Below are 26,252 nucleotides of genomic sequence, written 5' to 3'. Positions count from 1 at the left end.
GTCCTCCAGAGTGTCCGGGGAAACCCGGGCGGGAACCGCACGAACCTGACGAATCCCTGACGAAACGGTCCGCGTGACCGTGCGATCGTCGTGCGCTACCGCCGTGGTCAGTCGGCGTCGGCCGCGCCGGGCAGATCGACGACGAACCGGGCCCCGCCGTCGGGACGATCGGTCACGTGGACGGTGCCGCCGTGGCGGCGCACGTGGCCGCTGACCAGGGCCAGACCGAGGCCGGAACCGGTGCCGGCGCCGCGCCGACCGGCCGTCGATCCCCGCGCGAACCGCTCGAAGATCTCGGTGCGGTCCTCGGCGGCCACCCCGGGTCCGGCGTCGTCGACCTCGAGCCGGACGGTGCCGGGAGCGTCCGGGGCCGGCCCGACCCCGAGGCGGACGACGCCGCCACCGTGCCGGTCGGCGTTGGTGCACAGGTTGGTGAGGACGGCGTCGAGGCGGCGCCGGTCGGCGACCACGTGCGTATCGCCGCGGGTGACCTCCACGCGGTCCTCGAGGCCCCGCCGGCGCGCGACCGCCCGGGTCAGGCCGGCGAGATCGACACGCTCGAGGTCCCGTGCGTCGACCGGCTGGTCCATCCGGGAGATCTCGAGCAGGTCGTCGACGGTGCCGACGAAGCGGTCGAGATCGGCTCCGAGCAGGTCGACGGCCTCCCGGGCGGCCGGGGACAGCTCGTCCCGGCGCCGGCGCAGCACGTCGGTGGCGCCGAGCATCGTCGTCAACGGGGAGCGGAGCTCGTGGCTGACATCGCCCGCGAACCGGGCGTCGCGACGGACCCGGTCGCCCAGGTCCTCGACGGTCCGGTTGAAGGTCGTCGCCAGCCCGGCGAGCTCGGGGTCCGTCCGGACCGGGAGCCGCGCGTCCAGGTCGCCCCGGGCGACGAGGGACGCGGCCGCGGTGAGCTCGTGCAGCGGACGCAGGGACCGACGTGCGGTCCAGGCTCCGAGCGCGGCCCCGGCCGCGGTCGCGGCAGCGGTCCCCGCCGTCAGGAGCAGGGCGAGGAAGCGGCGGGTGCTCTGCAGCTCCCGGACCGGGGCGAGCTCGACGAGCAGGTCCCCGCGCGAACCGAGCCCGGCGGCACCGGCCATCACCATCCGGCCGTCGACCTCCATCCACACGACCACGGGTGGGTCGCCCGGCGCGAGATCGGTGAGCGCGACGGGGAGCGCGGTGGGGGAGACGGCCGGGCCGGACCTCGCCCACGAGCCCGCGGACCGCAGGAGCACCGTCGTGTCGGGCTCCCCGCCCAGCCCCGCGAGCAGGTCGGGGAGACCACCGGGCCGGAACTGTCGGGTCCCGGCGACGAGCGTGGCGTCGGCGGAGACCCGTGCCCGCACGGCGTTCTCCCGCTGGGCGGTGGCGTAGCTCGTCGTCAGGAACCAGGTGGCGATCGAGAGTGCGCCGCAGATGACCAGTGTGACCAGGGCGAAGGAGACCGCGACGCGGACGCGGAGCGAGGCCGTGCCGCGGAAGGTCACGGCTGGACGCGGTACCCGTGGCCGCGCACGGTCAGGACGATCGCTGGGGCGTCCGGATCCTGTTCGATCTTCCGTCGGAGCCGCCTGACGTGGACGTCGAGCAGGCGGGTGTCGCCGAAGTAGTCGTAGCCCCACACCCGCTGCAGGAGGTCCTCGCGCGAGACCACCCGGCCGTCGCCCTCGACCAGTTCGGTGAGCAGCCGTAACTCGGTCCGGGTCAGGGCGACCGGCTGCCCGGCGCGGGTGACGACGCCCTCCTCGGGACGCAGCACGAGATCGCCGACGACGAGTTCCCGCCGTGGCTGCTCGACGGGACGCCGCCGGCGCAGCAGCGCCCGGACCCGGGCGGCGAGCTCGCCCGGGACGACGGGTTTCGTCACGTAGTCGTCGGCGCCCGCCTCGAGCCCGGCGATGACGTCGTCGGTGTCCGAGCGGGCCGTGACGATGATGATCGGGAGATCGCCACGCTCGCGCAGGGACCGGCACAGCGCCATCCCGTCGAGGCCGGGGAGCATGAGGTCGATCAGGGCGACGTCGACGTCGTCGTCGAGCAGGGGGAGAGCCTCCTCGGCGCTGGCGGCCTCCCGGACGTCGATGCCCTCGTCGATGAGGCCGACGGTCAGGACGCGCCGGATGCGGTCGTCGTCCTCCACGAGGAGGGCCTTCGGTCCGCTGTCCTCCATCGGTGTGCCTCCCGAGAGCGATCCGACCAGCGCGGTCTGCTCCACCCGGACCTCCGGGCCGGACCCGTCAGGAGACCGCAAGGCTCGCGGGCTCACGGACGGGTGGTCGGGGGCGATGATCCCTGCAGGGACCGACGACGACCAGCGGGGGCACCATCCACGGGCAGGGGACTTCCGGCGGCTGCGGCAGGCGGGGGATCGCGTCACCGGCCGAGGCCGACACGGCCGAACTCGGCGTACCGACGGTGCGGCACGCCGCCGCCGGGCTGCCCCTGACGACGGGGCGCCGGACACCGGTGGCGACCGCTCCGAGGCACGGCGAGACGCCCGATCATCCCGAGCAGCACCCGCTCTGGCCCTGGGCGCTGGGGATCGTCTTCGCGTTCCTGGTCGGTTGGGTGATCCCACCGCCCGGTCCGAGCACCGTCGACGGGGCGCCCGCCGGCTCGGTGCAGGAACTCCCGGCAGGTCGTTGACCGGCCGGGAACGGTCGTCCCAGGCTCGGACGAGGGGGAGCCTGGGCCGGCGTCGGCCGGGGCGGGGCGGGCGGGCGCTCCCGCCCCGGCTACGGGACACACCTCCGTCGCAGGCCGACGGAACCGGCCGAACAGAGGCGGCGGAGGTGTGCGGTCGTGCTCCCGCGGGCACACGGCCGCGACCTACGTCACCCCACCGGGGTGCCTGACGGTGGAGTCGCAGCACGCGCGGCGGACGCACGGCCGCGACACCCGGCCCGACGTGACGGAGATGCACATGACGGACGACGACGTCGCGCAGATGGATCGACGGATCGCGCAGCTCGACGCCGAGCAACTCCCTGCCGGCGACCACGAGCTGCACCGCTCCGGGCACTTCGCGGGGCTGTACGCGGCGGAGAACGTCGCCGGGACGGAGTTCGTGTTCGGGGCGACGTTCGTCGCCCTCGGCGCCGAGATCGTGGACGTGCTCATCGGACTCGCGATCGGCAACCTGCTCGCGGTGCTGAGCTACCGCTTCGTCACCGCGCCCATCGCGACGCGGACACGGCTCTCGGTCTACACCTTCCTCGACCGGGTCGACGGCGGGCTGACCTCGAAGCTCTACAACGGGGTGAACGCCGTCGTCTTCGCGGTGATCTCGGCGGCGATGATCACCGTGTCGGCGACCGCGCTGAACATCGTCTTCGGCTTCCCGTCCCAGGAGGAGGCCTATCCCACCCACTGGGGCTTCATCGTCGTCGCGATCGCCTTCGGCTCCGTCGCGGTCCTGGTCGCGGCCTACGGCTTCAACGCCCTCGCGGAGTTCGCCAGCATCTGCGCGCCCTGGCTGATGGTCATGTTCGTGGCCGGAGGCGTGGTGCTGATCCCCGCCCTCACCGCGGCCGCGACCGGGAGTCCCCAGCTGGGCGGCCTGGGGGAGTTGATCGACATCGGCGGGAGCACCGTCTTCACCGGGCAGACGCCCGACGGTACTGCGGGCATCACGCTGCTGGGGATCATCGGGTACGCGTGGGCCGCCAACAGCTTCGCCCACGTCGGACTCGTCGACATGTCGCTGTTCCGGTATGCGCGGAAGAGCTGGTACGGCTACATGTCGGCCTTCGGCATGTTCCTCGGCCACTACGTGGCGTGGATCGCGGCCGGCTTCATGGGTGCGGCCGCCGCCGCGATCGTCTCGACCGGCATCGACGTCATCTCCCCCGGGACCGTCGCGTTCGAGGCCCTCGGCTACGCGGGCCTCGTGGTCGTCGTGATCGGCGGGTGGACCACGGCGAACGCGAACCTGTACCGCTCCGGGCTGGCGGGCCAGGCGATCCTCCCGAACCAGTCGCGGCAGCGGGTCACCCTGATCATCGGCGTGCTCGTCGTGATCGCGGCGCTCTTTCCCTTCATCTACCGCGGCTACCTCGACCTGGTCACCTACGTCGGGATCGTGCTGGTCCCGATCGGCGGGATCCTGTTCGCAGAGCACCACCTGCTGCCCCGCCTCGGGATGACGCGGTTCTGGGCCCGGTACCGCGGGGTGCGCAACGTCCCCGCGCTCGTGGCCTGGGTGACTCCCGTCGTGCTGGCCTTCGCCGTGGTGGCGCTCGATCTGGTCGACGTCTACTTCCTGTTCGTCCTCGCGTTCCTGGTCGCCGTCGTCGTCTACGTCGTGCTGGCCCGGCAGATGGGCGCCGCCGAGAGCTACCCCGACGGCGTCGCCCGTGACGAGCTGTTCGCCGAGCGGGTGGCGGTCTTCCACCGCGAGCAGGCCCGGCAGGCCCCGCACGTCGACACCACCGACCGGCGGCCCCTGAGCCAGGTGCTGCTGGTGGTGTGGATCGTCGCCCTGGTCGTCATCGCCGTGGCGGCGGCCGCCGTGCTCCTCGTGGCCCCCGACCTCGCCACCTACACCGACAACCGCGACCGGTTCTTCTGGATCGCCGGGGCCGGGACGGTCATCTACTTCGTGGCGGCCTACTGGCGGCTGCGCCGCACCAAGGCCCACGCGCAGCGGGCGATGGCCGAGCAGGACGACCGCGACGAGACGATCGCGACGCCCGCCGCCGGCGGTTCCTGACGGCGGGCGGGCGTCCGGGCGCCGAGGATCGTCCCGTGAGCAACGCGCCGCCCCGCACGTCGTCGCCGCGACGCCGGATTCTCGGGGTCGTCCGCTCGGCCGCCGCCCACCGCGTGCCGCTGGCGGCGGGGGAGCGCCGCGGCCAGGATGCTCGTCGGCGCCGCCCTCGTGCCGGCCGCCGCGGTCCAGGACCCGTTGTCGCCCTGGTCGACGACGGGACGGGTGCCTCCGGCGGCCGCCCCGACGCCGACGAGTGATCAGGACCCGAGGAACGACAGCAGTGCCTCGTTGAACTGCTCCGGGTGCGTGCCGTTGATGCCGTGCGGTCCGCCGTCGATGAGGGTCAGCTGCGCATGCTCGATCGACTCGTGGGTCCGCTTGCCGCTGACCTCGAAGGGAACCACGGCGTCGGAGTCACCGTGGATGACCAGGGTCGGGACGCCGAGCTCGGAGACCTTCGCGACGTCGTCGCGAAAGTCGGTGCGCCCGAAGGCGGCGATGCAGTCGAGCGTGCCCTTCGGGGAGGCGAACTCCGCGATCGCCCGGTGGTACAGCCGGTTGGGCTCGCTCACCAACGGCCCGTCGCCCGCGGAGAAGAAGTTCGTCGTGAACTCCTCCAGGAAGGCGATGCGGTCGCCGGTGACACCGCCCTCGAACTGCTCGATCGTGGCGTCGTCGAGACCGCCGTCGGGGTTGTCGGTCGACCGGTAGAGGTACGGCGGCACCGCCGCTGCGAGGACCGCGCGGCTCACGCGCGCGACACCGTACCGGGACAGGTAGCGCACCACCTCGCCGCCGCCCATGGAGAACCCGACCAGCGTGGCGTCGGAGACGTCGAGGTGGTCGAGCAGGGCCGCGAGGTCGGCGGCGAAGGTGTCGTAGTCGTAGCCCGACCAGGGCTGTGAAGACGATCCGAAACCGCGCCGGTCGTAGGTGATCACCCGGTACCCGGCCGAGATCAGGGCCGGGACCTGGTTCTCCCAGGACCGGGAGGAGAGGGGCCAGCCGTGGATGAGCACGACCGGGCGACCGCTGCCCTGGTCGGAGTAGTGGATCTCGACGTCCGTGCCGTTCTCCGTGCCTACGGTGAGGCGAGCCATCTCGTGTTCGTCCTTCCACGTCGCGGACCTCCGGCCGGACGGCCGGGATCGGTGCCCGCGTTGCCGCCGACGACGGAATTCATGCGCGACGGGCGTGGATCCCGGACCACACCGGTGCGCGGGCGTCAGAGCCCGGTGAACGTGCGCCGGTACGCGGTGGGGGTGACACCGAGAACCCGGCGGAAGTGGTGCCGCAGGGCGGCGTCCGTGCCCAGCCCGGCGCGCAGCGCGATCGCGGGGATCGACTCCTCGGTGGTCTCCAGCAGCAGGCGGGCGCGGATGATGCGCTGGACGAGCAGCCAGTCGTGCGGGCTGGTGCCGGTCTCGGCGCGGAACTGGCGGGTGAAGCTGCGGCGGCTGGTGCGGGCCCGGTGGGCCAGTGCGTCGAGGGTGAGGTCGTCCTCGAGGTGCTCGAGCATCCAGACCCGCATCGGGGCGAGCGAATGGTCGTCCCCGTCCGGCACCGGATGTTCGATGAACTGCGCCTGACCACCCGGCCGATGGGGGGCCGCGACGAGGAAGCGGGCGCACCGGTTGGCCACCTCGGTCCCGTGCGCCCGCCGGACGATGTGCAGACACAGGTCGATGGCGGCCGCGAGACCGGCCGAGCTGGGCGAGGACGAAGGCCCCGGTGCACAGGGAGGCGATCCGGGCGCCGCGGGCGTGCGCCGCCAGGAGGGCGGTGGCCGCGGCCGCCGGGAGCTCGGGTGGGATCGCCTCGGGTCCGGGGATGACGACGAGGTCGGCCTCATCGAGGGCGTCGAGCCGCCGTCCGATACGCAGGTCGAAGCCGTCGGAGGTCGGGACGTCGGGTTCGGCGCTGCAGACCACGGGGTCGTAGAGCCCCAGCTCTCGGGCGACCGGTCCGCCGAAGATCTGGCCCGGGACGCCGAGGGTGAACGGGACGACCCCGGGCAGGGCCAGCACCGCCACCCGCTCGGGCGGGACGGCCCGGGGCGGTCGTGGCTGCGGATGCGTGCCGCCCGTCCCGGACATGGCCCGAACTTTACCGATGTTGGCCCGCGGGCCGTCGAGGCCCACGCGTCGGGGAGGGCATGGTCCTCCTCGACAGGGGGACGATCCGGAGGCGATGTGACACGGCACCACAGCGACGAGTACGACGTCCACGAGCCGCTGCTGGCCCGGTACGCCGGACTCGAGGCGTCCGACGTGCGCCGCGGCCCCCTGCGGGACCGGCTCGTCGCCGCCTACCTCCCCCTGGCCCGGCACATCGCGAGGCGGTTCGCCCGCCGGGGCGAACCGCTCGACGATCTCGAGCAGGCGGCCTCGATCGGGCTCATACACGCCCTCGACCGCTTCGATCCGGACCGTGGCACGGACTTCCTCGGCTTCGCCGTCCCGACGATCACCGGAGAGGTCCGACGACACTTCCGGGACTCCACGTGGGTCGTGCGGACACCCCGGGCGGTCAAGGAGCGCTTCATCGCGGTCGGAGCGGCGACGGCACGCCTGTCCCACGACCTGCAGCGTTCGCCGACCGCCTCCGAGGTGGCCGCGGATCTCGGGATCCCGGTCGACGGCGTGATCGAGGCCCTCGCCGCGCAGAGCTCCTACCGGCCGGGCTCCCTGGACGCCGATCCCGAGGGGGCCGGCGCGCCCCTCCACGACGTCCTGTCCGTGATCGATCCCAGGTTGGACGGCGTCGAGCGACGGGAGGTGTCCGCGGCCTCCTCGCGCAGCTCCCGGAGCGTGAGCGGCGCATGCTGGTCCTGCGCTTCGTGCACGAGCGCACCCAGAGCGAGATCGGCGCCGAGCTGTGCCTGTCGCAGATGCACGTCTCGCGCCTGCTGCGACGCACGTTGGAGATGCTGCGCGACGGCCTGGAACTCGCCGAGGCGGGCTGACACGCCGCGACCGACGTCGGGCCCCGCCGGAGGTGTCAGGCGATCGCAAGATCGTCGTCGGAATGGCAGGGGGGCGGACCGGGGTAGGCGGAGCACGATCCCGGTCCGAGTCGACCCCACCGGAGGCATGATGGTCGTGCGCGAAGCCCTGCCGCGGCGGGTCCGCGGGGCCGTGCCCGTTCTCGTCCTGGCCGCCCTCCTCGCCTCGTGCGGGTCGACCGGGACGGGGGCGCCGAGCGCGTCCGCCTCGGGTCCCGCCGGAGCGACGGCCGCGATCCCCACCGCGACGACCGGCTCGGCTCCCACGTCGACACCGCCTGCGCCGAGTCGCGACGAGGCCGACACGACCGCATCCACCTCCGCCACGTCGTCGAGCTCCCCGCCGACCGGCACGCTCGTGCCGATCGTCCCGGACGGGTCGGGCGGCGGGACGTCGCCCGTCTGCCCGACCTCGTCGTTGTCGGTCACGCTCGGGCCGGGTGAGGGGACGACCTCGGGGACCGTGTACCGCCCCCTCGTGTTCACCAACACCGGATCGAGCGCGTGCCGCCTGCAGGGTTTCCCCGGGGTGTCCCACGTGGCCGGTGACGACGGGCACCAGGTCGGCCGGGCCGGGCGTGGGTCGGGCCGCGTGGCGACGCGGTCGAGATCGCCCCGGGGGCGTCCGCCCACTCGATCCTGAGCGTGACCGATGCGGGCCTGGTCGAACGCGACGTCTGCGACCCGACCGAGGTGCGCGGGTTCCGGGTCTACCCGCCCAGGAGTGAGGGAGCGGCCTACGTGCCGTCCCCCGGAATCTCGTGTGCGGCCGACATCTCCACGATCCGGGTGCGGACGGTCCTCCCGGGGCGCGGCGATCTCAGCGGTCAGGCCGGCGTCGACCCGCCGCGCTGCACCACCGCGTCGCTGGCCGTGACGCTCGGCGCGACCGAGGGCGCGGCCGGGTCGTCGTACCAGCCGCTCGTCTTCACCAACACCGGCTCCGCGGTCTGCACCCTGCAGGGCTTCCCCCGGGTCTCCCACGTCGCGGGCGACTACGGTCACCAGGTCGGACCGGTGGCGACGGAGACCGGCGGGCCGGGGAGTCCGGTCGAGCTCGCGCCCGGCGACTCCGCGCACGCGACGGTGCGCACCGCCGACCCCGACGCTTTCGGTCCGGGGCGCTGTGATCCCACGGCCGTGCGGGGCCTGCGGGTCTATCCGCCCGGCGAGAGTGCCGCGGCCTTCGTGCCCAGGTCCGGGACCTCGTGTGCGGGTGACGTCGTGACCCTGCGGGTCCGATCGGTCCGGCCGGGTTCCGAGTGAGGGACGACGCCGGCTCGCCGCTCACCGGCCGATCCGATTGCGGTACTGCCGGACGACCTCGCGGTGTTCGGCGCGTGCGACGCTGTCGAGGTCGTCGAGCAGTCGGGTGAGCCGTTCCGGCACCTGCGTGGATTCGGCGCCGTAGTGGTGGATCTCGTCGAGCGCGATGCGGAGCAGGGCCCCGACGTCGTCCGAGGGGATGCAGACCCGGGTGACGCCGTCGTCGTCGGCCAGGCGCACGGCGGGCCAGGGACGGGTGACGACGCGGCGTAGGAGGTCGTGGAGGACGTCGAGCACCTGACACGCCGTCGTCGGGTCGTTGATGCTCGGGGACAACGCCTTGATGGCCACGTCGACGAGCTGTCGGAACCCGAAGCCCAGGTCCTGGTCCATCGTGCGCTCCGTGGCGGTCCGGACGAGCCCGGCGTAGCGCCCGGGCTCCACAGGGCCGCCGGAGCGGGCATGGACCGTCAGGAGCGTGGCGCCCGCGGGTACGAAGTCCCCGATCCGCGGGACGAGGACGGCGACCGCGTCGTCGCCGACGGCCCGGCGCAGCATCGCGTCCCGGTCGACCGACACCACCAGACCGGGCTTCTCGGCGGTGACCGGCACACCGTCGTCGTGCAGGACGGGCGACGCGGGTGCCGGCGGAGCGTCGGTGGGATGCCGGGACTCGAGCAGGTCCCGGGTCTCCTCGCCGATGCTCACGATGATCGACGACGCTGGATCATGTGCACGACGTGGTGGATGTAGTGCACGAACTGTCCGACGGCGACGAGGACCAGCAGGAAGGCCACCGTCACCGAGATGCGCGGGACGAAGGCGTCGTTGCCGTTCGTGCCCACCACCTCGCGCAGGGCGAAGATCGCGTAGAGGAAACTGGCCACGAACAGACCGAGGGACCACTGGATGGTCCGGTCGTGCAGGAACTGCCGGAGGACGCGGGGCGAGAACTGCCCGCTGGTCAGGACCAGCACGACCACCGTGATCGAGAAGACCAGCCCGGTGAACGAGATCATCGCCGTGATCACGGCGCCGAGGAAGCTGCGGGCCCCCTCCGGCGGCCCGGGGAACAGGAAGGCGCTGCCGACGTCGCCGATGGCGCGGTCGAGACGGGCGAGGGCGAACGCCAGGACGATCGCCACGCCGCCGCACCAGGCCGGGACGACCCAGAACCGGCCGGAGGTGTGCCGGGTGCTGGGGGTCATGGCGCTCCTGTCGCTAGGACTCCGCCGACGAGGGGCCTCGTGGCGAGCTCGGGGTCGCGTCGGCGCCGATGTGGCTCTCGGATGTCGCGCCGGTGTCCGGGTCACCAGGGCTACCCGAAGCGGCGACACCGTCACCGAGGAGATACCCGAGGAGGAAGGTCCCCACGAAGGCGGCGGCGATGCCGACGCGTCGTCCGGCCGGCGTCGGCCGGGCCCCGAGTGCCGGGGACGGCCCTGGCTCCTGCGGTGGCGAAGGCCGCCGGTGTCGCGCGGTGTGCAGCTCGGCCGCGTCGAGCGGTGCGAGCGGCGGTCGGTCGTCGGGCTCCGAGAGGCGTGGTGGCGGGATGCTCGGGTTGCTCCGGTAGGCCGGGGACACCTCCCACCGGCCCGACTCCGGATCGAACACCACCGGGCGGTGCGCCGGTCGGCCGTGGTGCGGCCGGTCGTTCACGGGTCCAACTCCTTCTGGTTCGGGAGTTCCTCCATCTCGAATGACCCGGGACGGCCGATCGCATGCCCCTCGCGTGCGCCCGGTCGATGATCGCCGGCTGCCCGTCCGTCGCATCGTCAGCAGACCGCAACACCAGCCGGGCCCGGGACCACGGTGGCTCGACCGCAGGTAGCACGATGCTGCTACGTTCGGGTGTATCGAGGCGTGGGCCGGCGCTGGCTGCACCGGCGGAGACATGGGCCACATCGATCGGGTCAGGGTTGGGGGACCGGGCCGTCCGGGAAGGCGTGCGCGATGCCCTCATCGCGACCGGCGTCTGCGCGCGACGCGTCGGCCGACGGTTCCCCCGGCGGACGGGACCAGTGGGCGTTCCTGCTGGAACTCGGGGCGCCGGCGTTCGGGATGTCGTTCGCCCTCACCGCGCTCACGACCTACCTGCCCACGCTGCTGGCCGCCTCGTCGGGGCCGCTGGTGACCGGGCTGGTCGTCGGGGGCGAGGGGCTGGCCGGGATCGTCGTCCCGGTGCTCGTCGGACTCCTGAACGACCGGTGGGCGGGCACGGTCGGCGACCGACTGCGCCTCGTGCTGCTGGTCGCGCCGGTCGCCGTCGTGGGACTGCTCCTCGCCGCCCTCGACGTCGCACCTGCGGTGATCATCGTCGGTGCGGCGGTCTACTTCGTCGGCCACTTCGCGTACCTGACGCCGTACGAGGCGCTCTACCCCGACCTGGTGCCCGACGCCGTCAGCGGCCGCTCCCGGACGGCGGCCTCGGCGTGGCGGTTCGCCGGCCTGGGTGGGGCCCTGATCGGGGGCGGATTCCTCCTCGATCTCTGGGAGCCGGCGGTGTTCCTGGTCACGGCCCTCGCCGTCGTGGTCGGCACGGCCGTGCTGGCGAGCGCCGTGCGGCCGTACCGCCACCACCGTCTGCCGCGGTCTCCTCCGGGCGGCGGTGGACTGCGGCCGATGCTCGCGCTGGTGCGCGAGCCCGGCGTCGCGGTGGTGCTCGTGGCGACGCTGCTGTGGAACCTCGCGCTGCAGGGCCTCAAGGCGTTCGTGGTGCTGTTCTTCGTCGTCGGCCTCGGCCGGAGCGCGAGCTTCGTGTCCGGGGTGGTCTTCCCGCTCGTCGCGCTCGGGCTCGTCGCGGTGCTGCCGTGGGCCGGTCGGGTGGCCGACCGCGTCGGCCACCGTCCGGTCCTCGCGGCGGCCTCGGCGGTGTACGGAGCGGGGCTGGTGGGGGCCGGCCTGTCCCACAGTGCCTGGATGATCGCGCTCACCCCCGTCGCGGCCGGCGCCGCGGGCATCGTGATGACCCTGAACTACTCGGCGCTGATGCGTGCGCTGCCCGGGGAGCACCACGGCGCGGCGTCCGGCCTGTTCCTGGTCAGTCGGGGGGCGGGATCGCTCGCAGGGCCGCTGCTCGTCGGTGTCGCGGTGAGCGTGGCCGGGCCGCTGTTCCCCGCGACGAACGGCTACGACGCCATGTGGTTCGTGATCGGACCGGCGGTGCTCCTCGCGGTGCCGCTGCTGCTGGTCCGGCGCCGGTCCGACGAAGAGGGCTCAGAAGAACCGGACCGGTGAGGTGATCCCGATCCAGATACCCCAGAGCGCCAGGCCCGCCGTCCCTCCCAGCACGAGCCAGCCGAGGACCACCGAACCGGTGTCGCGGTCGTCGCGCAGCATCGCGCGCCAGCCTCGCCACATGACCAGGCCGGCCAGGAGGAGCCCCAGGACCACCGGGACGATGCGGTAGGTGATGTAGAAGGTCGGCGAGGTCAGCACGGGGCGGCGCCTCCGGGCGTCGCCCGACGTGGCTGGTGCACGCGTACTCCCGATGGTCGCCGGTTACGCCCGAGGAAGGCCGGTGCATCCTCACATCCGAGGGCGCATCGTGGGCGATCGAGTTGACCGCTCATTGCGATCGACCACTGTTGATCATCGTCGACCGTCTACCGTGCAGAGCGGGTCTCGAACAGGGCGGAGCGCGTGCGGGTGGATCGAACGGGACGAGAGGCCGGACCGGAGTTCGTCGACCCCCGAGCGCGAGTGGCCACGGCTGGCATGGCAGCGGTCCCGGCGTTCGATCGCCTGACGGCGAGGGCCGAGCCTGACACGCGCTCCGCAGACATGTCAGAGGCCCGAGTTCGTGCAGGCAACTGCCTTCGCAGTTCATCGATGCTGATGCACGGCTGACATGACGTGCGGATTCGGCTTATCATCCGTTATCGGACGAGGCGGAAGAAGCCGCGGATCTGTTCGACGAGCGAGGCGGGCTGTTCGAGGGCGGCGAAGTGGCCGCCGTGGGGCAGCTCGGCGTACCAGCGCAGGTCGGTGAAGCGTTTTTCGGCCTCCCGTCGCGACGGGCGGACGATGTCGCGCGGGTAGACCGACAGCCCGGACGGGACGGTGATCGGGCCGCGGGGATCGGCGAAGCTCTCCCAGTACAGGCGCGCCGACGACGTGGCCGAGGCGGTGAACCAGTACACCGAGATCTCGTCGAGGATCGTCTGCCGGGACACGGCGGTCTCGTGGTCTCCGTCGTGGTCGGTCCAGGCCCGGTACTTCTCGGCGATCCACGCAGCTTGGCCGGCGGGGGAGTCGGTGAGGCCGTAGCCGAGGGACTGCGGTCGGGTCATCTGGATCGCGGAGTAGCCGCGTCCGGTGCGGGCGAACTCCTCGGCGGCGTCGTGGGCGGCCCGTTCGGTGGGGGTGGGGTCGGTGAAGGTGCCGAGGGGGACCCTGCCCATGTTCAGGTGCACCCCGGCGACCCGCTCGGGCGCGACCTGGCCGAGGGTGGCGGTCACCTCCGAGCCCCAGTCGCCGCCCTGCGCGCCGTAGCGGTGGTAGCCCATCGACTCCATGAGCGTGTCCCAGGCTCGGGCGATGCGGGGAACGCCCCAGCCGGTCGTCGTGGGTTTGTCGGACCAGCCGTAGCCGGGCAGGGAGGGTGCGACGACGTGGAAGGCGTCGGCGGGGTCGCCGCCGTGGGCTCGGGGGTCGGTCAGCGGGCCGAGGACACCGAGGAACTCGAGCACCGAGCCCGGCCAGCCGTGCGTGAGGACCAGCGGGAACGCGCCGGCCTCGGGGGAGCGGACGTGCAGGTAGTGGATCCCGAGACCGTCGACGGTGTCGCGGTACTGGGGGAAGGCGTTGACGCGGTCGGCGAACCCGAAGTCGTAGTCCTCGGCCCAGGCACGGCACAGCTCGCGGGCATAGGCCAGCGGGACGCCCTGTGACCAGTCGTCGACGGTCTCCGGCTCGGGCCACCGGGTCCGCCGGAGCCTCTCGCGCAGGTCGGTGATCTCGGCGTCGGTGATCCGGACGACGAACGGCTCGGCCATCGGGGGACGTCCTTCGAGAAGTGCGGTCGGCGTCAGTCGTCGATCTCGGCCGTGACGCGGATTTCGATACGCATGTCGGCGAGCCCGAGGACGGTCACGCCGGTCTGGGTCCACACGGGCGCCCGGTCGCCCATCCGGCGTCGGAACTCGCGGGTCATGACCGCATTGTGGTCAGGTCCGATGGCGGACTCGCCTGCCTCGACCTTGTGGTAGGAGTTGATCGCGATGACGTGTCGCCAGTCGGCGCCGGCTTCGGCGAGGGTGCGCTCGACGTTGTCGAAGGCCTGCACGATCTCCTCGGTGAGGTCGCGTCGGACCACCAGCTGGTCGTCCCAGCCGCCCTGGCCGGAGGTCTCCACCCGGTTGCCCACGCGCACGGCCTGGCTGTAGCCCAGTGCTTCGTGCGCGAGGTCGCCGTAGCCGGGGGTGACGTGGAAGCTGGTGGTGCTCACGATCGCCTACTCTCGTGGACTTCAAGGATGAAGTGACCGTAGCACGAGGACTTCACGGTTGAAGTCATGATCGGGGGGCTGTCGCATGGCTCAGGAGTCGGAGTCCGTCGCTGCCACCTCGGGAGGGGAGGGTGGCGCGGACCCGCGGCGGTGGCTCGACGCCGAGGAGAAGGCGGCGTGGACGGGACTGGTGGCCCTGATGTTGCTCCTGCCCGGGCGTCTGGAGGCGCCGTTGCAGCAGGAGCACGGACTGACGTTGTTCGAGTACCTCGTGCTCAGCCACGTCTCCGAGGCCCCGGATCGGTGCTTGCGGATGAGTGAGTTGGCCGCTCTCGCGAACGGGTCGCTCTCGCGCCTGTCGAACGTGGTCAAGCGGTTCGAGCAGCGCGGGCTCGTGCGCCGCTTCCCCGATCCGGCCGACGGCCGGTACACCGTCGCCGCTCTCACCGACGACGGGCTCGACGTCGTCACCCGCGCCGCGCGCGCCCACCTGGACTCGGTGCGCCTGCTGGTCCTCGACCCGCTGTGCACCGCCGACCTGAACGCCCTGACCGCGATCACCGGGAAGCTCGGACTCGGACCCGCCGCGCTCGGTGGATGACCGTGGTCGGAGCCGGGGCGAGTCTGACATCGAGGTGCGCCGGTCCGACGGCTCGTCCTCGACCTGCAGCCGGCGTCGCGCGTGCAGGCCACGACGGGAGCCCGTGCAGTCCACTATGCGACCTGACATCCGGACGTTGTCGGCGTTGTGTCCGCGGGGCCGTTCAGGGTCGGAGGGTTTCGTTCTCGGGGCGATCAGCGAGGAGGGCGCGCAGTTGCTTGGCTGCGGTCACCGAGCACGGCCAGCCGGTGTAGAAGGCCAGATGGGTGATGAGTTCGGTGAGCTCGTCGGCGGTGACGCCGTTGTCGAGGGCCAGCCCGAGGTGCAGGTCGAGCTCGTCGGCGCGGTAGAGCGCGACGAGTGCGGCCACGGTGACGAGGCTGCGGTCGCGCTTGCTCAGGCCGGGACGTTCCCAGACGTCGGCGTAGAGCACGTCGTCGGTGAGCTCGGCGAGCTTCGGGGCGATGTCGCCGATGCTGCGCTGCCCGGGTCCCGGCGCGCGGGCGCTCATGCGTCCATCCAGGGGCCGACACCGGCGATGCGGTGCACGGTCGTGGTGATCACGTAGCCGGGCGGCGGCCCGGGCGGCATGGGGTAGTCGAAGTCCGGGGCGACGTAGACCGTGGCCAGACGGCCGACCAGCTCGGCGGCACCACCCTCGCTGATCTCGGCGTCTCCGTGGACGACGAGGTTGGGGTGCATTCCGTTGGGCAGCGGCGTGGGACCGGCGAAGGACAGGGCGATCCGTGGATCCCGGAGGAGGTTGATGATCTTGCGGTAGCGGCCGAAGTGCCCGGTGACGATGCGGTCGCCGTCCAGGCCCGCCCAGACGACGCTCACCTGAGGTGAGCCGTCGGGGTTCAGGGTCGTCATGTGGGCGAGGGCGGTCCCGCTGAGGATCAGTTCTCGGGCCGAGGGGGGAAGCACGAGAGCAGTGTCGGCCGTTCTCCTGGTCGGCACGAGCGGTCGTCGGGACACCGGGTGGAAGGATCGAGCCATGGAGCGGCATCGGATCGCGGTCCTGGTGCGAGATGGCGTGCTGGCCATGGAGCTGGGCATCGTGCATCGCGTGTTCGGCGAGGCCCGCGACGCCGAGGGCCGACCGTTCTACGAGGTGACCACGTGTGCCCTGGAGGCGGGCTCGGTCCGCACGGACGGGGACTTCTGCCTGGCGATCGAGCACGGACCGGAACTGCTCGGCGAGGTGTCCACGGTCATCGTGGCCTCGACCGATCGCGACGCGGTGAGTGTCTCGGACGCTGAACAGAGCGCGATGACGGCCGCACTGGGCCGCGTCCGACCCGGCACGCGTGTGGCCTCGATCTGTACCGCCGCTTTCCTCGTGGCCGCGGCCGGGCTGCTCGACGGCCGGGATGCCACCACTCACTGGGCTCGAGTGGCGGCATTCCGAGAGCGTTTCCCCGCCGTGCGGGTGCACTCGGAGGTGCTCTACACCGTCGACGGCGACGTTCTCACCTCGGCCGGGGTCGCCTCCGTGGCGGACATGTGTCTGCACATGGTGCGAAGCGACCACGGCGCGTCGGTGGGCGGTGTCGTGGCTCGTCGCGTGGTGCTGCCGCCGCACCGTGAAGCAGGGGAGGCCCAGCTCGTCGCGCGTCCCGTGGTGGAGGACGGCGTCGCCGGGACGGCTCGCGCGCGGAGCTGGGCGCTCGAGCACCTCGATCACCCACTGAGCCTGCGTGACCTGGCCGAACGGGAGGGGATCAGCACCCGCACCCTCTCGCGCCGCTTCCGGGAGGAGACCGGGACCTCGCCCGCGCAGTGGCTGCTCGCGCGGCGTCTCGAGCGGGCACGGGAGCTGCTCGAGACGACCGAGCTGAGCGTCGACGCGGTCGCCGCGCGATGCGGCTTCGGAAGCGCGGCGGCGATGCGCCTGCACATGCGCGCGGTGATGCAGGTGTCGCCGTCGGCCTATCGGCGCCACTTCCACGGCTGAGCATCGTCTCCGACCAGACAGCACCCAGCGCCTGCTCCAGCGGAGGGTGGGCGTCCGGGTCTCGTCGATGCGCTTCGGCGAGCCCTTCCGGGCCCTCCGCCACGGGGTCGATCAGCAGCGACCGGTCCAGCTGGCGCGTCCTTCCCGTGGGGGCTCAGGGCGTGGGGAGGTCGAGGGGGCCGATGTGCGTGGTGGCACCGGGGCCGAGGACCGTGCCGAGTCGCCTACCGAGTTCGTCGGCGGTGGCGTGGAGCGGGCCGAGCAGGGCGCGGAGCCCGACGTTGTCGATGCGGTCCTCGGGGGCGGAGAGCGACAGCGCCCCGAGTGGTTCCGGGTGGTCGGGAGCGCGCAGCGGCACCGAGATGCCGCGGCGGCGGGCGTGGTTGTGGGCGTGGGAGATGGCGTGGCCGTCGGTGCGGATGTGCTGCAGTTCCGCGCGGAGCGCCCTCGGGTCGCCGTCCGGAGGGCGGTGCCGGAGGACCTCCTCGACCTGGGCCTGGTCGAGATGGGCGAGGATCGCCCGGCCGCTGCAGCCTCGGGTGAGCCGGGCCCGCTCGCCGATCACGGTCTGGGCCGGGACGTCGGGCTCGGTCGGCGCGAGGGCGACGAAGGTCAGGATCCGGTCGGGTCCGCTGCGCAGGTGCAGGCGCGCGGTCAGGCCGAGCTGGACGGCGAGGCGGGCGAGCAGGGGGCGGGTGGTGGCCCGCACCTCGGGTCGGGGTTCGAGCAGCACGCCCAGGCCCAGGGCCCGGGTGCCGAGGCGGTAGCCCTGCCGTCCGACGTGGTCGACGAAGCCCTCGCGTTGCAGGGCGCGCAGCGCCCGGTAGGTCTGGCTCGTCGAGACCCCGACGCGGGTGGCGAGCCGTGGCAGCGTCGTGGGTTGCTCGGAGCCCGCGAGTGTCTCGAGCACCCGGACGGCGCGGGTGAGCAGCCCGTCGTCCTGCGTTGTTGCCACGAGGCGCATGTTAGGTCGCCGTCCTGCTCGGGCGTGACCGATGGTGAGGTCATGACCGACATCGACGTGATCACCGACCGCACCCGGCTCTTCGCCCGGCTCGCCGACCCCGCGACCGCAGCCGGGTTCTTCGAGCGGGTCGCCGACGACGTCTCCTGGACCGTCGAGGGCACCCACCCTCTGGCCGGGCACTACGGGAGCAAGCAGGACTTCACCGCCGCGACCTTCGACCGCCTGGGCCCGCTGATGCGTGACGGGGTGCGCCTGGAGGTGGTCGCCCTGCACGTCGCCGGCGAGGTCACCGTCGCCGAACTGCACGCCACCTCGACCACCCTCGACGGTGCTCCGTTCGACAACGACTACTGCTGGGTCTGTCACTTCGACACGGCTGAGCCGGGCGCGCGGATCGTCGAGGTCCGGGCCTATCTCGACAGCGCGATGGTCGCCTGGACGGTCACCCGCAACGAAGGGTTGACGGAGAACCGTCCAGCAGCGACGGCGTAGTCGCCGTCCGCGCTGACGCCTCGGCAACAGCCGCAACCGACAGGAGAACGCAGGTGCCCACCGAGCCGCTCCCGATCACCGGCCACGACCTCGACCCCACCGCTCAAGCAGTCCGCTACGAGCTGACGACCGTGCACTTCACCCTCCCGAACACCGACCGGGCGATCGCCGGCATCGAACCCTGGGTCCGTGCGCCCGACGCCGGTGGCGAGTTCCTCGGATGCTGGACCGGGGAGCACGGTCCGCTCGGCCGCGCCTATGTGCTGAGAAGCTTCGACGACGACGCCGCCCTGGCCGCCGAGCGGGCACGAGCAGCTCGCGCGCGTCACCCCTTCGGCGCCGGGGAGCATCTCACCGACCTCACGATGTGCGGCTTCGCGCCGTTCCCGTTCGTCCCTCGCGTGATCCCCGGCGAGTTCGGCCGGGTCTACGAGATCCGCGACTACCACCTGGTTCCCGGTGGACTGCCCGACACGATCGAGGGCTGGCGGCAGCGGCTCCCGGGGCGACACGTCATCGACCCCGTGACCGTGGTGATGTACGCGCTCGACGGACCTGCCCGCATCGTGCACATCTGGCCCTTCCAGGGCCTCGACGAGCGCGTCGCCATCCGCGCGGACCTCGTCGAGGCCGGGAAGTGGCCCCCGCCCGGAGGACCGGAGAACATCCTCCGGGGCGACTCCGTCATGGCCTGGCCGACGACCTTCTCCCCCCTGCACTGAGCCGCCGGTCGCGACGGCAGGCCGGGTAGGTCGACGGGTCGTGGTCGGCACGGTCGGAGAAGCCTGCGTGGACGACGGCGAACCGGCGCGTCTGCTGGGGTTGCAGGGTCAGCCGGGGGTGATCCCGTGTTCGACGCCGTACCGGTGCAGTGCCGTCCGGGTCTCGCCGGCCTCGAAGACCCCCGCGAACTCCTCGACGCTGATCTCGATGCCCTGCTCGAGGGTCGTGTTCTGCCAGGTCTCGAACAGGCGCTTCTGGGCGGCCAGCACCGTCGGGGTGTGGCCGGTGACGCGGGCGAGGAGTTCCTCGGTCGTCCGGTCGAGATCGGAGGGATCGACGAGTCGGGTGGACAACCCCGCCAGCCGCGGGTCGGTCGCCTCGAGGAGGTCGCCGGTCAGGACGAGGTCCTTCGCGACACCGAGCCCGACGTACTGCTGGAGCAGGCTCGCGTCGACCACGGACGGGATGCCGAGGCGGATCTCCGGGAGCCCGAGCCGCGACCGCGTGGTCACGACGCGCAGGTCGCAGGCGAGTGCCAGCTCGAAGGCCGCACCGACACAGGCCCCGTCGATGACGGCGAGGGTGGTCACGGGGGCTCGCCGGACGTCGGCCAGCATCGCGCGCAGCGCGGAGATGAACTCCCGGGCCGCGTCCGGCGAGTCGAGCGCGAGGAACTCCGTGACGTCGACCCCGGCGCTGAACGCCCGCCCGCCGGCACCACGGAAGACGATCGCCCGGGCGCCGCCGAGCTCGCCGATGCCGGCCCGCAGGGCCTCGATGTCCTCGCCGCGCAGAGCGTTGAGCTTCTCGGGCCGGTCGAGGGTGACGGTCAGGACCGCGCCGTCCGCGCGGATGTCGACGGACATGTCTGCATGCTCCCTCTCGTCGGAAGGCGGACCGCCGGCGGGCCCACGAGGTCGACGGTCGACGTCCTCCCGACGGGGCAGACGATCCTCAGTCGCGGCGTCGTGTCCGGTCCGACACCAGCGCCTCGACCAGCCGGACCACACGCTGCGTCATCTCCGTCGCGCTCTGGTCGGGGTGGGCCACCCACCAGTCCATCAGGGAGTCGACGATGCCCAGCCAGGTCCGGACCATCGCCGAGATGTCCAGGTCGTCGGTGATGCCGGCGTCGCCCAGCAACTCGAGCACTCCTTCCTGGGCGAGGGCATCGATGCGGGCGGTGTAGCGCCGGACGACCTCGGCCGCGGGGCCGTCCGCCGGAGCGGTGCGGTCGCGCAGGAGGCGCCAGAGATGGCGGCGGTCCTCGAGCACGGCGAACATCGCCGCGAGCGTCCGGAGCCCGCGCTCGACGCCCGAGCTGCCCTCCCGGGCGACCCGCTCGATCTCGGCGGCCAGCAGCTCGCCCGCCTCCGCGAGGCACGCGGCGTGCAGGCCCTCCTTCGAGCCGAAGTAGCTGTAGACGAGCGCCTTGGAAATGCCGGCGACGTGCGCGACGTCGGACACCCCGGTCGCTGCGAAGCCGTCCCGGCCGAAGGCGACCGACGCCGCCCGCAGGATCTCCTGCTCCCGCGCGGCACGGGGGACCCCCTTGGTGCCGGCGTTCGAGCGGGAGATCACGGCGACACCCTAGTACCCGATATGACTCTGAGGTAACTTACCCGGTGGTCACATGCGAGGAGGGGTCCGATGGAAGCGCTGCTCGACCCGCTGCAGAACCCGGTCACCTACGCGGCCCCGTTCTTCGTGCTGGCGATCCTCGTCGAGGTGGCGGCCCTGCGGTGGCTGGGTCACGACGACTCGGTGACCGGCTACGCGTGGCGCGACGCCCGGACCTCGATCTCCATGGGCGTCGTGTCGCTGGTGTTCCTGACGCTGTTCAAGGTGGTCACGTTCCTCGCCTTCAGCGTCGTCCACGTCTACCTCGCCCCGTTCCACCTGCCCACCGACACGTGGTGGTATTGGGTGTTGGTGGTCGTCGGGGTCGACCTCGGTTACTACTGGCACCACCGGTTCAGCCACCGCGTGCGCATCGCCTGGGCCGGCCACCAGGCGCACCACTCCAGCGAGTTCATGAACTTCGGCACGGCGCTGCGGCAGAAGTGGAACCCGTGGTTCGAGTTCTTCTTCTGGCTGCCCCTCCCGCTGCTCGGCTTCGCCCCGTGGACGCTCTACGCGGCGTTCGGCGTCAACCTCGTCTTCCAGTTCTTCGTGCACACCGAGCTCGTCGACAGGCTCCCGCGGCCGGTGGAATTCGTGTTCAACACGCCCTCGCACCACCGTGTGCACCACGGTCGCGACCCCGAGTACCTCGACCGCAACTACGGCGGAATCCTGATCGTCTGGGACCGGTTGTTCGGCACCTTCGCCGCCGAGGAGCGGCGTCCGACCTACGGGCTCACCACACCCGTCGAGACGTACGACCTCCTGACCCTGCAGTACGGGCACTACGCCGACATCGCTCGCGACGTGCGGGCGGCACGGCGCTGGCGCGACCGGCTGGGCTACGTCCTCGGCCCGCCCGGCTGGACCCCGTCCGGCGGTCCCGCGCCGGAGCCGACCCTGCCGCGACGCTGACCGTGCCCCGAACCACCTCGAACCGCTGATCGGCCTTGGTGACCGCGGGCCTCGGATCAGTCGGCGCCGAGCAGGTTGGTGCGCACGCGGACGAGGTGCTGACGCATCGTCTCCCGAGCGACGTCGGGGTCGCGGTCGACGAGGGCGGCGACGATCTCGCCGTGGCAGTCCTCGTAGTCGCGGCGGCGCTCGGGGGTGGCGCTGCGACGCTTGATGCTGCCCCAGACCGGGAGGTCCCGAGCGGCGTTCATGGTGTCGAACAGCCGCAGGAGCAGCCCGTTGTGGGCGGCGGCGGCGATGCCGCGGTGCAGCGCGGAGTCCCAGGCCTCGAACTCGTCGTAGGTGTCGGTGGCGTTGCCGCGGCGCAGGCAGTGGGTGAGGTGGTCGAGGTCGGACTGCAGGGCGTGGCGAGCGGCCAGGGCGGCGATCTCGGGCTCGAGGACCAGCCGGGTCGCCATGATCTCGGCGGGGCTGGTCTGCAGGGAGGTTCCGGCCGACGGCACGGTCAGATCGGCACCGAGTTCGGCCAGGAAGGTGCCGCGCCCGACGTGGCGGGTGATCCGCCCCTCCCGTTCGAGCTCCGCGAGCGCGGTCCGCACCGCACTGCGGGAGGCACCGAGCTGGTCGCACAGCGCGCGCTCGGTCGGGATCTTCGCGCCGGTGCCGAGGGTGCCGTCGGCGATGGCGCGGTCGAGCAGGGCGCGAAGGCGCGCGACCACCGGCCCGGCGGTCTCGGACCTCACGGCCTGCTCACCGGTGCCCGCGACGAGGCCGTCGTCGGCGTCGTCGCTGCTCAGCAGGGGTGTGGCCACGTGGCACCTCGTGTTCGACCGGCGAACCGCCGTAGACAACCAATGTCGGACCAATCCTACCGGTTGCAGCTATTGGCATCCAGAGGTGCCGGTCGTAGTGTCGAACGCGTCGGCGGAGTGAGCAACCACACCCCGGGAATGGACTCGATTGGTCCTCAATTGGCTGCGGCAAGCAGTCGGGACAAGGAGCGTTCGGTGAAGCTCGTGACCTTCTCCGTCGACGGGCGTGAGGCCCTGGGTCGGGTCGACGGCGACGGGACGACGGTGCGCGACCTGCGCGGCGTCGTCGGGGACCTGAGCCTGCTCGAGGCGATCACGGCCTGGGAACGGGTCGGTCCGCAACTGGCCGCGGCCGGTGACCTGCCGGTGGTCGAGGACGCGCGGCTGCTCGCCCCGATCCCCGAGTTGCGTCGTGACATCTTCGCCGTCGGCAAGAACTACCGCGAGCACGTCGCGGAGTTCGGTCGCTCGGGCTACGACACCCCGCAGCGCTCGGAGGACCTGCCCGACAAGCCGATCGTGTTCTCCAAGGCCACCACCTCGGTGACCGGGCCGTTCGACGACGTCGAGTCCCACCCCGGCGTTACGGCCGAGCTGGACTACGAGTCCGAGCTGGCGGTGATCATCGGAACGGGGGGTCGCGGCATCTCCCGCGAGCAGGCCCTGGAGCACGTGTGGGGCTACACCATCATCAACGACGTCACCGCGCGCGACGTCCAGCGCGACCACAAGCAGTGGCTGCTGGGGAAGTCGCTCGACACCCACGCCCCGATGGGTCCGTGGGCGGTCACCGCCGACGAGGTCGGTGACCTCGCCGCTCTCGAGGTCTCCTCGACGGTCAACGGCGAGCCCCGGCAGAAGGCGCCGGTCGCCGACCTGATCTTCGACGTGCCCGAGCTGATCCGCGTGATCTCCGCCGGCATCACGCTCCTGCCCGGGGACGTCATCGCCACCGGCACTCCCGCCGGAGTCGGCATCGGGTTCGACCCGCCCCGCTTCCTGCAGCGCGGCGACGTCGTCGAGTGCGCCATCACCGGCCTCGGCGCCATCCGCAACACCATCGCTTGAGCCTCCTCGTCGAGGCTCTGAAGGAGGACGAGTCAGTGCAGGTCAATGGCAAGGAACTCGCCGTCGAGATCACCGGGGAGGGCCCGCTGGTCCTGCTGGTGCACGGTCTGGGTGGGACCTCGAACTTCTACCAGCCCCAGGTCGCGGCGCTCGCCGAGCGGTTCACGGTGGTCCGCCCCGACCTGGAGGGCTCGGGTCGCTCCCCGGTGAGCGGCACCCTCTCGATCCAGAGCTACGCCGACGACCTCGCCGCGCTGCTCACCCAGCTCGACGCCGGCGCCGCCCGCGTCGTCGGGCACTCCATGGGCACGGTCGTGGTCCGCCACCTCGCCGCGTCCCACCCGGAGCTGGTGTCCCACCTCGCGCTGCTCGGCGCGGTGCCGGCGCCCCTGCCCGAGGCGGGTCAGCAGGCCCAGCACGACCGGGCCGCGAAGGTCCGCGCCGAGGGCATGGCCGCCGTCGCCGACGCGGTCATGACCAACGCCACCGCCGAGGCCACCCGTCGGGACCACCCGGCCGCGGCGGCCGCGGTCCGCGAACTGGTGATGCGCCAGGACCCCGAGGGCTACGCCCGCTCGTGCGAGGCCCTCGCCGGGGCCACCGACCCCGGCCCGGTCGACCCGAGCCTGCCGCTGCTGGCCGTGACCGGCGCCGAGGACAAGGTCGGCGCCCCCGAGATCACGCAGCGCATCGCGGAGGCGCACGGGTCCGCGGTCACCGACTACCTCGACGACTGCGGCCACTGGCACGCCCTGGAGCGGCCCGAGGAGATCACCGCTCACCTCGTCAAGTTCTTCTGACCCGCCGCCCGACCACCACCTGACGTTCGGCGACGCGATCCCGCGCACGCCGTGGCCTCGACGCCGAGGAGCCCCCAACCATGAGCAAGGTCCTGTTCCGCAACGTCTCCATCCTCGACTCCACCGGAGCCGATCCCTATCCCGGTGACGTCCTCGTGGAGGACGACCGCATCGCCGCCGTCGGCACCGTCTCCGAGGACCGCGCCCGGGACGCGCAGGTCGTCGAGGGCCGCGGACGCACGCTGATGTCCGGGCTCTGCGACGCGCACACGCACTTCACCTGGAACAACTCCGCCGACCTCGACGGCCTGGGCACGATGCCGGTCGAGGAGCACCTGCTCTTCGCCGTCGAGTCGGCGAAGAAGTACATCGACTCCGGCTACACGATGTGTCTCGGCGCCGCCTCGGCCAAGGAGCGCCTCGACGTCGTGTGCCGCGACGCGATCAACGCCGGGCGCATCCCGGGCCCGCGCTACCTCGCCAACGGCCCCGAGATCGCCGTGACCGGCGGCGCGCTGATCAAGTCGATCACCAAGTTCGCCGACGGCCCGGAGGGCATGCGCAAGGCGGTCCGCGAGCTCATCGACATCGGCGTCGACCAGATCAAGCTGTCGATGACCGGTGAGGAGATCACCGGCACCCAGCGCGCCGAGGACACCTACTTCTCCGACGAGGAGGTCGCGGCCGCGGTCACGGAGGCCCACCGCCGCGGGAAGCGCGTCTGCGCCCACGCGCGCTCCGCCGAGAGCGTGAAGATGTGCGTGCGGAACAAGGTCGACATCATCTACCACGCCTCCTTCACCGACGCCGAGGGCATGGACATGCTCGAGGCCAACAAGGACTGGGTGTTCGTCGCCCCCGGCATCAACTGGCTCGTCGCGACCCTCTACGAAGCCGAGGCGTTCGGGTTCCCGCAGGAGGCGGCCGAGGCCGTCGGCTACAAGAAGGAACTCGAGATGGCCACCGAGGGCCTGCGCGAGATGCACAAGCGGGGCATCAAGCTGTTGCCCGGCGGTGACTACGGGTTCGCCTGGACCCCGCACGGCACCTACGCCCGCGACCTCGAGCACTTCGTCGAGCGCCTCGGCTTCACGCCGATGGAGGCCATCATCTCGGCCACCGCGTGGGGTGGAGAGATCATGCTGCGCCCGGACGAGCTCGGGAAGGTCCAGCCCGGCTACCTCGCCGACCTGATCCTCGTCGACGGTGACCCGCTGGCCGACATCACGGTGCTGCAGGACCACGACAAGCTGCACGCGATCATGAAGGACGGGACGTTCCACAAGGCGGACTCGCCGCTGGCGGACCACAGCGCCCTGGACGACCCGGCCGGCCCGATCAGCGAGAAGACCCGCGAGTACGTCGAGGCCCGTCCCTGACCCTCGCGCACCACCGACCCGCGGCGGGCGTCACCCCCGGTGGCGCCCGCCGCGGCGTGCCCCCTTCGGAAGGTCCTCCCGCCGTGCCGCTGCTCGTCTGCCGCACCTGCCCCCGCTACGAGCCCGACAGCGGCTCCTTCGGCGACGCCCTCGATCCCGCCCTCGCCGCGGCGCCCGCCCGCGGTATCCGCGTCCGCCACGTCCCCTGCGTCGGCGGCTGCCCCCACACCGGCAACGCCGCCCTCGACGGCCCCGGCAAACCTCGCGTCCGGTTCTCCCACCTCACCGCCGACGACGCCGACGACCTCCTCGAGGCCACCGTCGCCTACGACGCGAGCCCCACCGGCATGCCGGAGGACTGGGTCGTCCCCGACTCCCTGGCCGGACGCATCTCCGCCGTCACCGACAAGCGGCTTCCGATGAGCTCCGGCCGCTTCGGGTGCTGACGAGACGGCGGCCTCGAGTCGTGAGCCCTTTCGCAG

At 72.3% G+C, this 26,252-nt stretch carries 29 protein-coding genes and 2 pseudogenes; 17 read left to right on the top strand and 14 right to left on the bottom strand.

All coding sequences use genetic code 11. The features are described from left to right. Positions 1 to 107 precede the first annotated feature (107 nt). Together ACQPYX_RS24760 and ACQPYX_RS24755 are read right to left on the bottom strand one after the other, a co-directional pair. Entirely contained in the window at positions 108 to 1,490 is a 1,383-nt protein-coding gene (locus tag ACQPYX_RS24760) for a sensor histidine kinase (protein ID WP_433799923.1), read from the bottom strand. Beyond that, complete coding sequence (locus tag ACQPYX_RS24755) at positions 1,487 to 2,173, bottom strand: winged helix-turn-helix domain-containing protein (RefSeq protein WP_433799922.1); 687 nt, start codon at positions 2,171 to 2,173, stop codon at positions 1,487 to 1,489. The genes ACQPYX_RS24760 and ACQPYX_RS24755 overlap by 4 nt, the downstream gene beginning before the upstream one ends. 245 nt (positions 2,174 to 2,418) lie before the next feature. Between ACQPYX_RS24755 and ACQPYX_RS24750 the strand changes: the two genes are divergently transcribed. From ACQPYX_RS24750 to ACQPYX_RS24740, 3 genes are all read left to right on the top strand, one after another. Continuing rightward, entirely contained in the window at positions 2,419 to 2,649 is a 231-nt protein-coding gene (locus tag ACQPYX_RS24750; protein ID WP_433799921.1) for a hypothetical protein, read from the top strand. A gap of 277 nt (positions 2,650 to 2,926) precedes the next feature. Further along, on the top strand, positions 2,927 to 4,714 hold the full coding sequence (locus tag ACQPYX_RS24745) for a purine-cytosine permease family protein (RefSeq protein WP_433799920.1): 1,788 nt from the start codon (positions 2,927 to 2,929) through the stop codon (positions 4,712 to 4,714). A 35-nt stretch (positions 4,715 to 4,749) separates the two neighbouring features. Beyond that, positions 4,750 to 4,971, top strand: coding sequence for a hypothetical protein (locus ACQPYX_RS24740; RefSeq protein ID WP_433799919.1), 222 nt, complete (start codon positions 4,750 to 4,752; stop codon positions 4,969 to 4,971). Here the strand turns inward: ACQPYX_RS24740 and ACQPYX_RS24735 are convergent, their stop codons facing one another. Both ACQPYX_RS24735 and ACQPYX_RS24730 read right to left on the bottom strand, forming a co-directional pair. After that, a complete protein-coding gene (locus ACQPYX_RS24735; protein ID WP_433799918.1) occupies positions 4,972 to 5,814 on the bottom strand; it encodes an alpha/beta fold hydrolase in 843 nt (280 codons plus the stop codon). A 125-nt stretch (positions 5,815 to 5,939) separates the two neighbouring features. Further along, the gene (locus ACQPYX_RS24730) at positions 5,940 to 6,245 is read right to left on the bottom strand and encodes a helix-turn-helix domain-containing protein (RefSeq protein WP_433799916.1); all 306 of its coding nucleotides are present in this window, start codon (positions 6,243 to 6,245) and stop codon (positions 5,940 to 5,942) included. Positions 6,246 to 6,381: 136 nt separating this feature from the next. Between ACQPYX_RS24730 and ACQPYX_RS24725 the strand changes: the two are divergent. The 4 genes and pseudogenes from ACQPYX_RS24725 to ACQPYX_RS24710 all read left to right on the top strand — a co-directional run. Then, a pseudogene (locus ACQPYX_RS24725) lies at positions 6,382 to 7,365 on the top strand (sigma-70 family RNA polymerase sigma factor); the annotation flags it as partial. Positions 7,366 to 7,535: 170 nt separating this feature from the next. After that, positions 7,536 to 7,679, top strand: a complete 144-nt coding sequence (locus ACQPYX_RS24720; RefSeq protein WP_433799915.1) for a sigma factor-like helix-turn-helix DNA-binding protein — start codon at positions 7,536 to 7,538, stop codon at positions 7,677 to 7,679. 127 nt (positions 7,680 to 7,806) lie between these two features. Next, the gene (locus ACQPYX_RS24715; protein WP_433803799.1) at positions 7,807 to 8,361 is read left to right on the top strand and encodes a DUF4232 domain-containing protein; all 555 of its coding nucleotides are present in this window, start codon (positions 7,807 to 7,809) and stop codon (positions 8,359 to 8,361) included. A 2-nt stretch (positions 8,362 to 8,363) separates the two neighbouring features. Beyond that, positions 8,364 to 8,984 carry a DUF4232 domain-containing protein gene (locus ACQPYX_RS24710; RefSeq protein WP_433799914.1) on the top strand — a complete coding sequence of 207 codons (621 nt, stop codon included), beginning with the start codon at positions 8,364 to 8,366 and terminating at the stop codon, positions 8,982 to 8,984. A gap of 21 nt (positions 8,985 to 9,005) precedes the next feature. On the opposite strand, the pseudogene ACQPYX_RS24705 reads toward ACQPYX_RS24710, so the two are convergent. Continuing rightward, positions 9,006 to 10,192, bottom strand: a pseudogene (locus ACQPYX_RS24705) (DUF2254 domain-containing protein). 745 nt (positions 10,193 to 10,937) lie between these two features. On the opposite strand from ACQPYX_RS24705, the gene ACQPYX_RS24700 reads away from it, so the two are divergent. Beyond that, positions 10,938 to 12,221, top strand: coding sequence for an MFS transporter (locus ACQPYX_RS24700; protein ID WP_433799913.1), 1,284 nt, complete (start codon positions 10,938 to 10,940; stop codon positions 12,219 to 12,221). Here ACQPYX_RS24700 and ACQPYX_RS24695 read toward each other — a convergent pair. The 3 genes from ACQPYX_RS24695 to ACQPYX_RS24685 form a co-directional block, all read right to left on the bottom strand. Continuing rightward, positions 12,201 to 12,422, bottom strand: coding sequence for a hypothetical protein (locus ACQPYX_RS24695; protein ID WP_433799911.1), 222 nt, complete (start codon positions 12,420 to 12,422; stop codon positions 12,201 to 12,203). The genes ACQPYX_RS24700 and ACQPYX_RS24695 overlap by 21 nt on opposite strands. Positions 12,423 to 12,862: 440 nt before the next feature. Next, the gene (locus tag ACQPYX_RS24690) at positions 12,863 to 13,981 is read right to left on the bottom strand and encodes an epoxide hydrolase family protein (RefSeq protein ID WP_433799910.1); all 1,119 of its coding nucleotides are present in this window, start codon (positions 13,979 to 13,981) and stop codon (positions 12,863 to 12,865) included. A gap of 32 nt (positions 13,982 to 14,013) precedes the next feature. Next, positions 14,014 to 14,433 (bottom strand): Rid family hydrolase, encoded by a 420-nt coding sequence (locus ACQPYX_RS24685; RefSeq protein WP_433799909.1) that lies wholly within the window; start codon positions 14,431 to 14,433, stop codon positions 14,014 to 14,016. 85 nt (positions 14,434 to 14,518) lie between these two features. Here ACQPYX_RS24685 and ACQPYX_RS24680 point away from each other — a divergent pair, with 85 nt between their 5' ends. Continuing rightward, on the top strand, positions 14,519 to 15,034 hold the full coding sequence (locus tag ACQPYX_RS24680; protein WP_433799908.1) for a MarR family winged helix-turn-helix transcriptional regulator: 516 nt from the start codon (positions 14,519 to 14,521) through the stop codon (positions 15,032 to 15,034). A 163-nt stretch (positions 15,035 to 15,197) separates the two neighbouring features. On the opposite strand, the gene ACQPYX_RS24675 is transcribed toward ACQPYX_RS24680, so the two are convergent. Continuing rightward, the gene (locus tag ACQPYX_RS24675; RefSeq protein WP_433799907.1) at positions 15,198 to 15,545 is read right to left on the bottom strand and encodes a carboxymuconolactone decarboxylase family protein; all 348 of its coding nucleotides are present in this window, start codon (positions 15,543 to 15,545) and stop codon (positions 15,198 to 15,200) included. Beyond that, positions 15,542 to 16,033: a TIGR03618 family F420-dependent PPOX class oxidoreductase gene (locus tag ACQPYX_RS24670; protein WP_433799906.1), complete on the bottom strand. Its 492-nt coding sequence runs from the start codon at positions 16,031 to 16,033 to the stop codon at positions 15,542 to 15,544. Before ACQPYX_RS24670 ends, ACQPYX_RS24675 begins: the two co-directional genes overlap by 4 nt. On the opposite strand from ACQPYX_RS24670, the gene ACQPYX_RS24665 reads away from it, so the two are divergent. Then, a complete protein-coding gene (locus tag ACQPYX_RS24665; RefSeq protein ID WP_433799905.1) occupies positions 16,032 to 16,991 on the top strand; it encodes a GlxA family transcriptional regulator in 960 nt (319 codons plus the stop codon). The two genes, ACQPYX_RS24670 and ACQPYX_RS24665, sit on opposite strands and share 2 nt — an antisense overlap. A 154-nt stretch (positions 16,992 to 17,145) precedes the next feature. On the opposite strand, the gene ACQPYX_RS24660 is transcribed toward ACQPYX_RS24665, so the two are convergent. Then, the gene (locus ACQPYX_RS24660; RefSeq protein ID WP_433799904.1) at positions 17,146 to 17,946 is read right to left on the bottom strand and encodes an IclR family transcriptional regulator; all 801 of its coding nucleotides are present in this window, start codon (positions 17,944 to 17,946) and stop codon (positions 17,146 to 17,148) included. A 51-nt stretch (positions 17,947 to 17,997) separates the two neighbouring features. Between ACQPYX_RS24660 and ACQPYX_RS24655 the strand changes: the two genes are divergently transcribed. Beyond that, the gene (locus ACQPYX_RS24655; protein ID WP_433799902.1) at positions 17,998 to 18,450 is read left to right on the top strand and encodes a nuclear transport factor 2 family protein; all 453 of its coding nucleotides are present in this window, start codon (positions 17,998 to 18,000) and stop codon (positions 18,448 to 18,450) included. A gap of 53 nt (positions 18,451 to 18,503) precedes the next feature. Then, a complete protein-coding gene (locus ACQPYX_RS24650) occupies positions 18,504 to 19,172 on the top strand; it encodes an NIPSNAP family protein (RefSeq protein ID WP_433799901.1) in 669 nt (222 codons plus the stop codon). A gap of 108 nt (positions 19,173 to 19,280) precedes the next feature. Here ACQPYX_RS24650 and ACQPYX_RS24645 read toward each other — a convergent pair whose 3' ends face one another. After that, entirely contained in the window at positions 19,281 to 20,039 is a 759-nt protein-coding gene (locus tag ACQPYX_RS24645; RefSeq protein ID WP_433799900.1) for an enoyl-CoA hydratase/isomerase family protein, read from the bottom strand. A gap of 88 nt (positions 20,040 to 20,127) precedes the next feature. Further along, positions 20,128 to 20,754 (bottom strand): TetR/AcrR family transcriptional regulator, encoded by a 627-nt coding sequence (locus ACQPYX_RS24640; RefSeq protein ID WP_433799899.1) that lies wholly within the window; start codon positions 20,752 to 20,754, stop codon positions 20,128 to 20,130. Between the two features lie 69 nt (positions 20,755 to 20,823). On the opposite strand from ACQPYX_RS24640, the gene ACQPYX_RS24635 reads away from it, so the two are divergent. Next, positions 20,824 to 21,711 (top strand): sterol desaturase family protein, encoded by an 888-nt coding sequence (locus ACQPYX_RS24635; protein WP_433799898.1) that lies wholly within the window; start codon positions 20,824 to 20,826, stop codon positions 21,709 to 21,711. A gap of 56 nt (positions 21,712 to 21,767) precedes the next feature. Here ACQPYX_RS24635 and ACQPYX_RS24630 read toward each other — a convergent pair whose 3' ends face one another. Further along, positions 21,768 to 22,523 carry a FadR/GntR family transcriptional regulator gene (locus tag ACQPYX_RS24630; RefSeq protein WP_433799897.1) on the bottom strand — a complete coding sequence of 252 codons (756 nt, stop codon included), beginning with the start codon at positions 22,521 to 22,523 and terminating at the stop codon, positions 21,768 to 21,770. Between the two features lie 195 nt (positions 22,524 to 22,718). Here ACQPYX_RS24630 and ACQPYX_RS24625 point away from each other — a divergent pair, with 195 nt between their 5' ends. The 4 genes from ACQPYX_RS24625 (at position 22,719) to ACQPYX_RS24610 (ending at position 26,216) form a co-directional block, all read left to right on the top strand. Continuing rightward, the gene (locus ACQPYX_RS24625) at positions 22,719 to 23,591 is read left to right on the top strand and encodes a fumarylacetoacetate hydrolase family protein (protein WP_433799896.1); all 873 of its coding nucleotides are present in this window, start codon (positions 22,719 to 22,721) and stop codon (positions 23,589 to 23,591) included. A gap of 35 nt (positions 23,592 to 23,626) precedes the next feature. Continuing rightward, positions 23,627 to 24,391: an alpha/beta fold hydrolase gene (locus tag ACQPYX_RS24620; protein ID WP_433799895.1), complete on the top strand. Its 765-nt coding sequence runs from the start codon at positions 23,627 to 23,629 to the stop codon at positions 24,389 to 24,391. 80 nt (positions 24,392 to 24,471) lie between these two features. Beyond that, complete coding sequence (locus ACQPYX_RS24615) at positions 24,472 to 25,770, top strand: amidohydrolase family protein (protein ID WP_433799894.1); 1,299 nt, start codon at positions 24,472 to 24,474, stop codon at positions 25,768 to 25,770. A gap of 83 nt (positions 25,771 to 25,853) precedes the next feature. Then, positions 25,854 to 26,216 carry a DUF1636 family protein gene (locus ACQPYX_RS24610; protein ID WP_433799893.1) on the top strand — a complete coding sequence of 121 codons (363 nt, stop codon included), beginning with the start codon at positions 25,854 to 25,856 and terminating at the stop codon, positions 26,214 to 26,216. Positions 26,217 to 26,252: the final 36 nt, after the last annotated feature.

It is taken from the genome of Actinomycetospora sp. CA-084318, assembly GCF_050955885.1.
GTDB lineage: Bacteria > Actinomycetota > Actinomycetes > Mycobacteriales > Pseudonocardiaceae > Actinomycetospora.
This window is presented reverse-complemented; position numbering and strand designations above follow the sequence as displayed.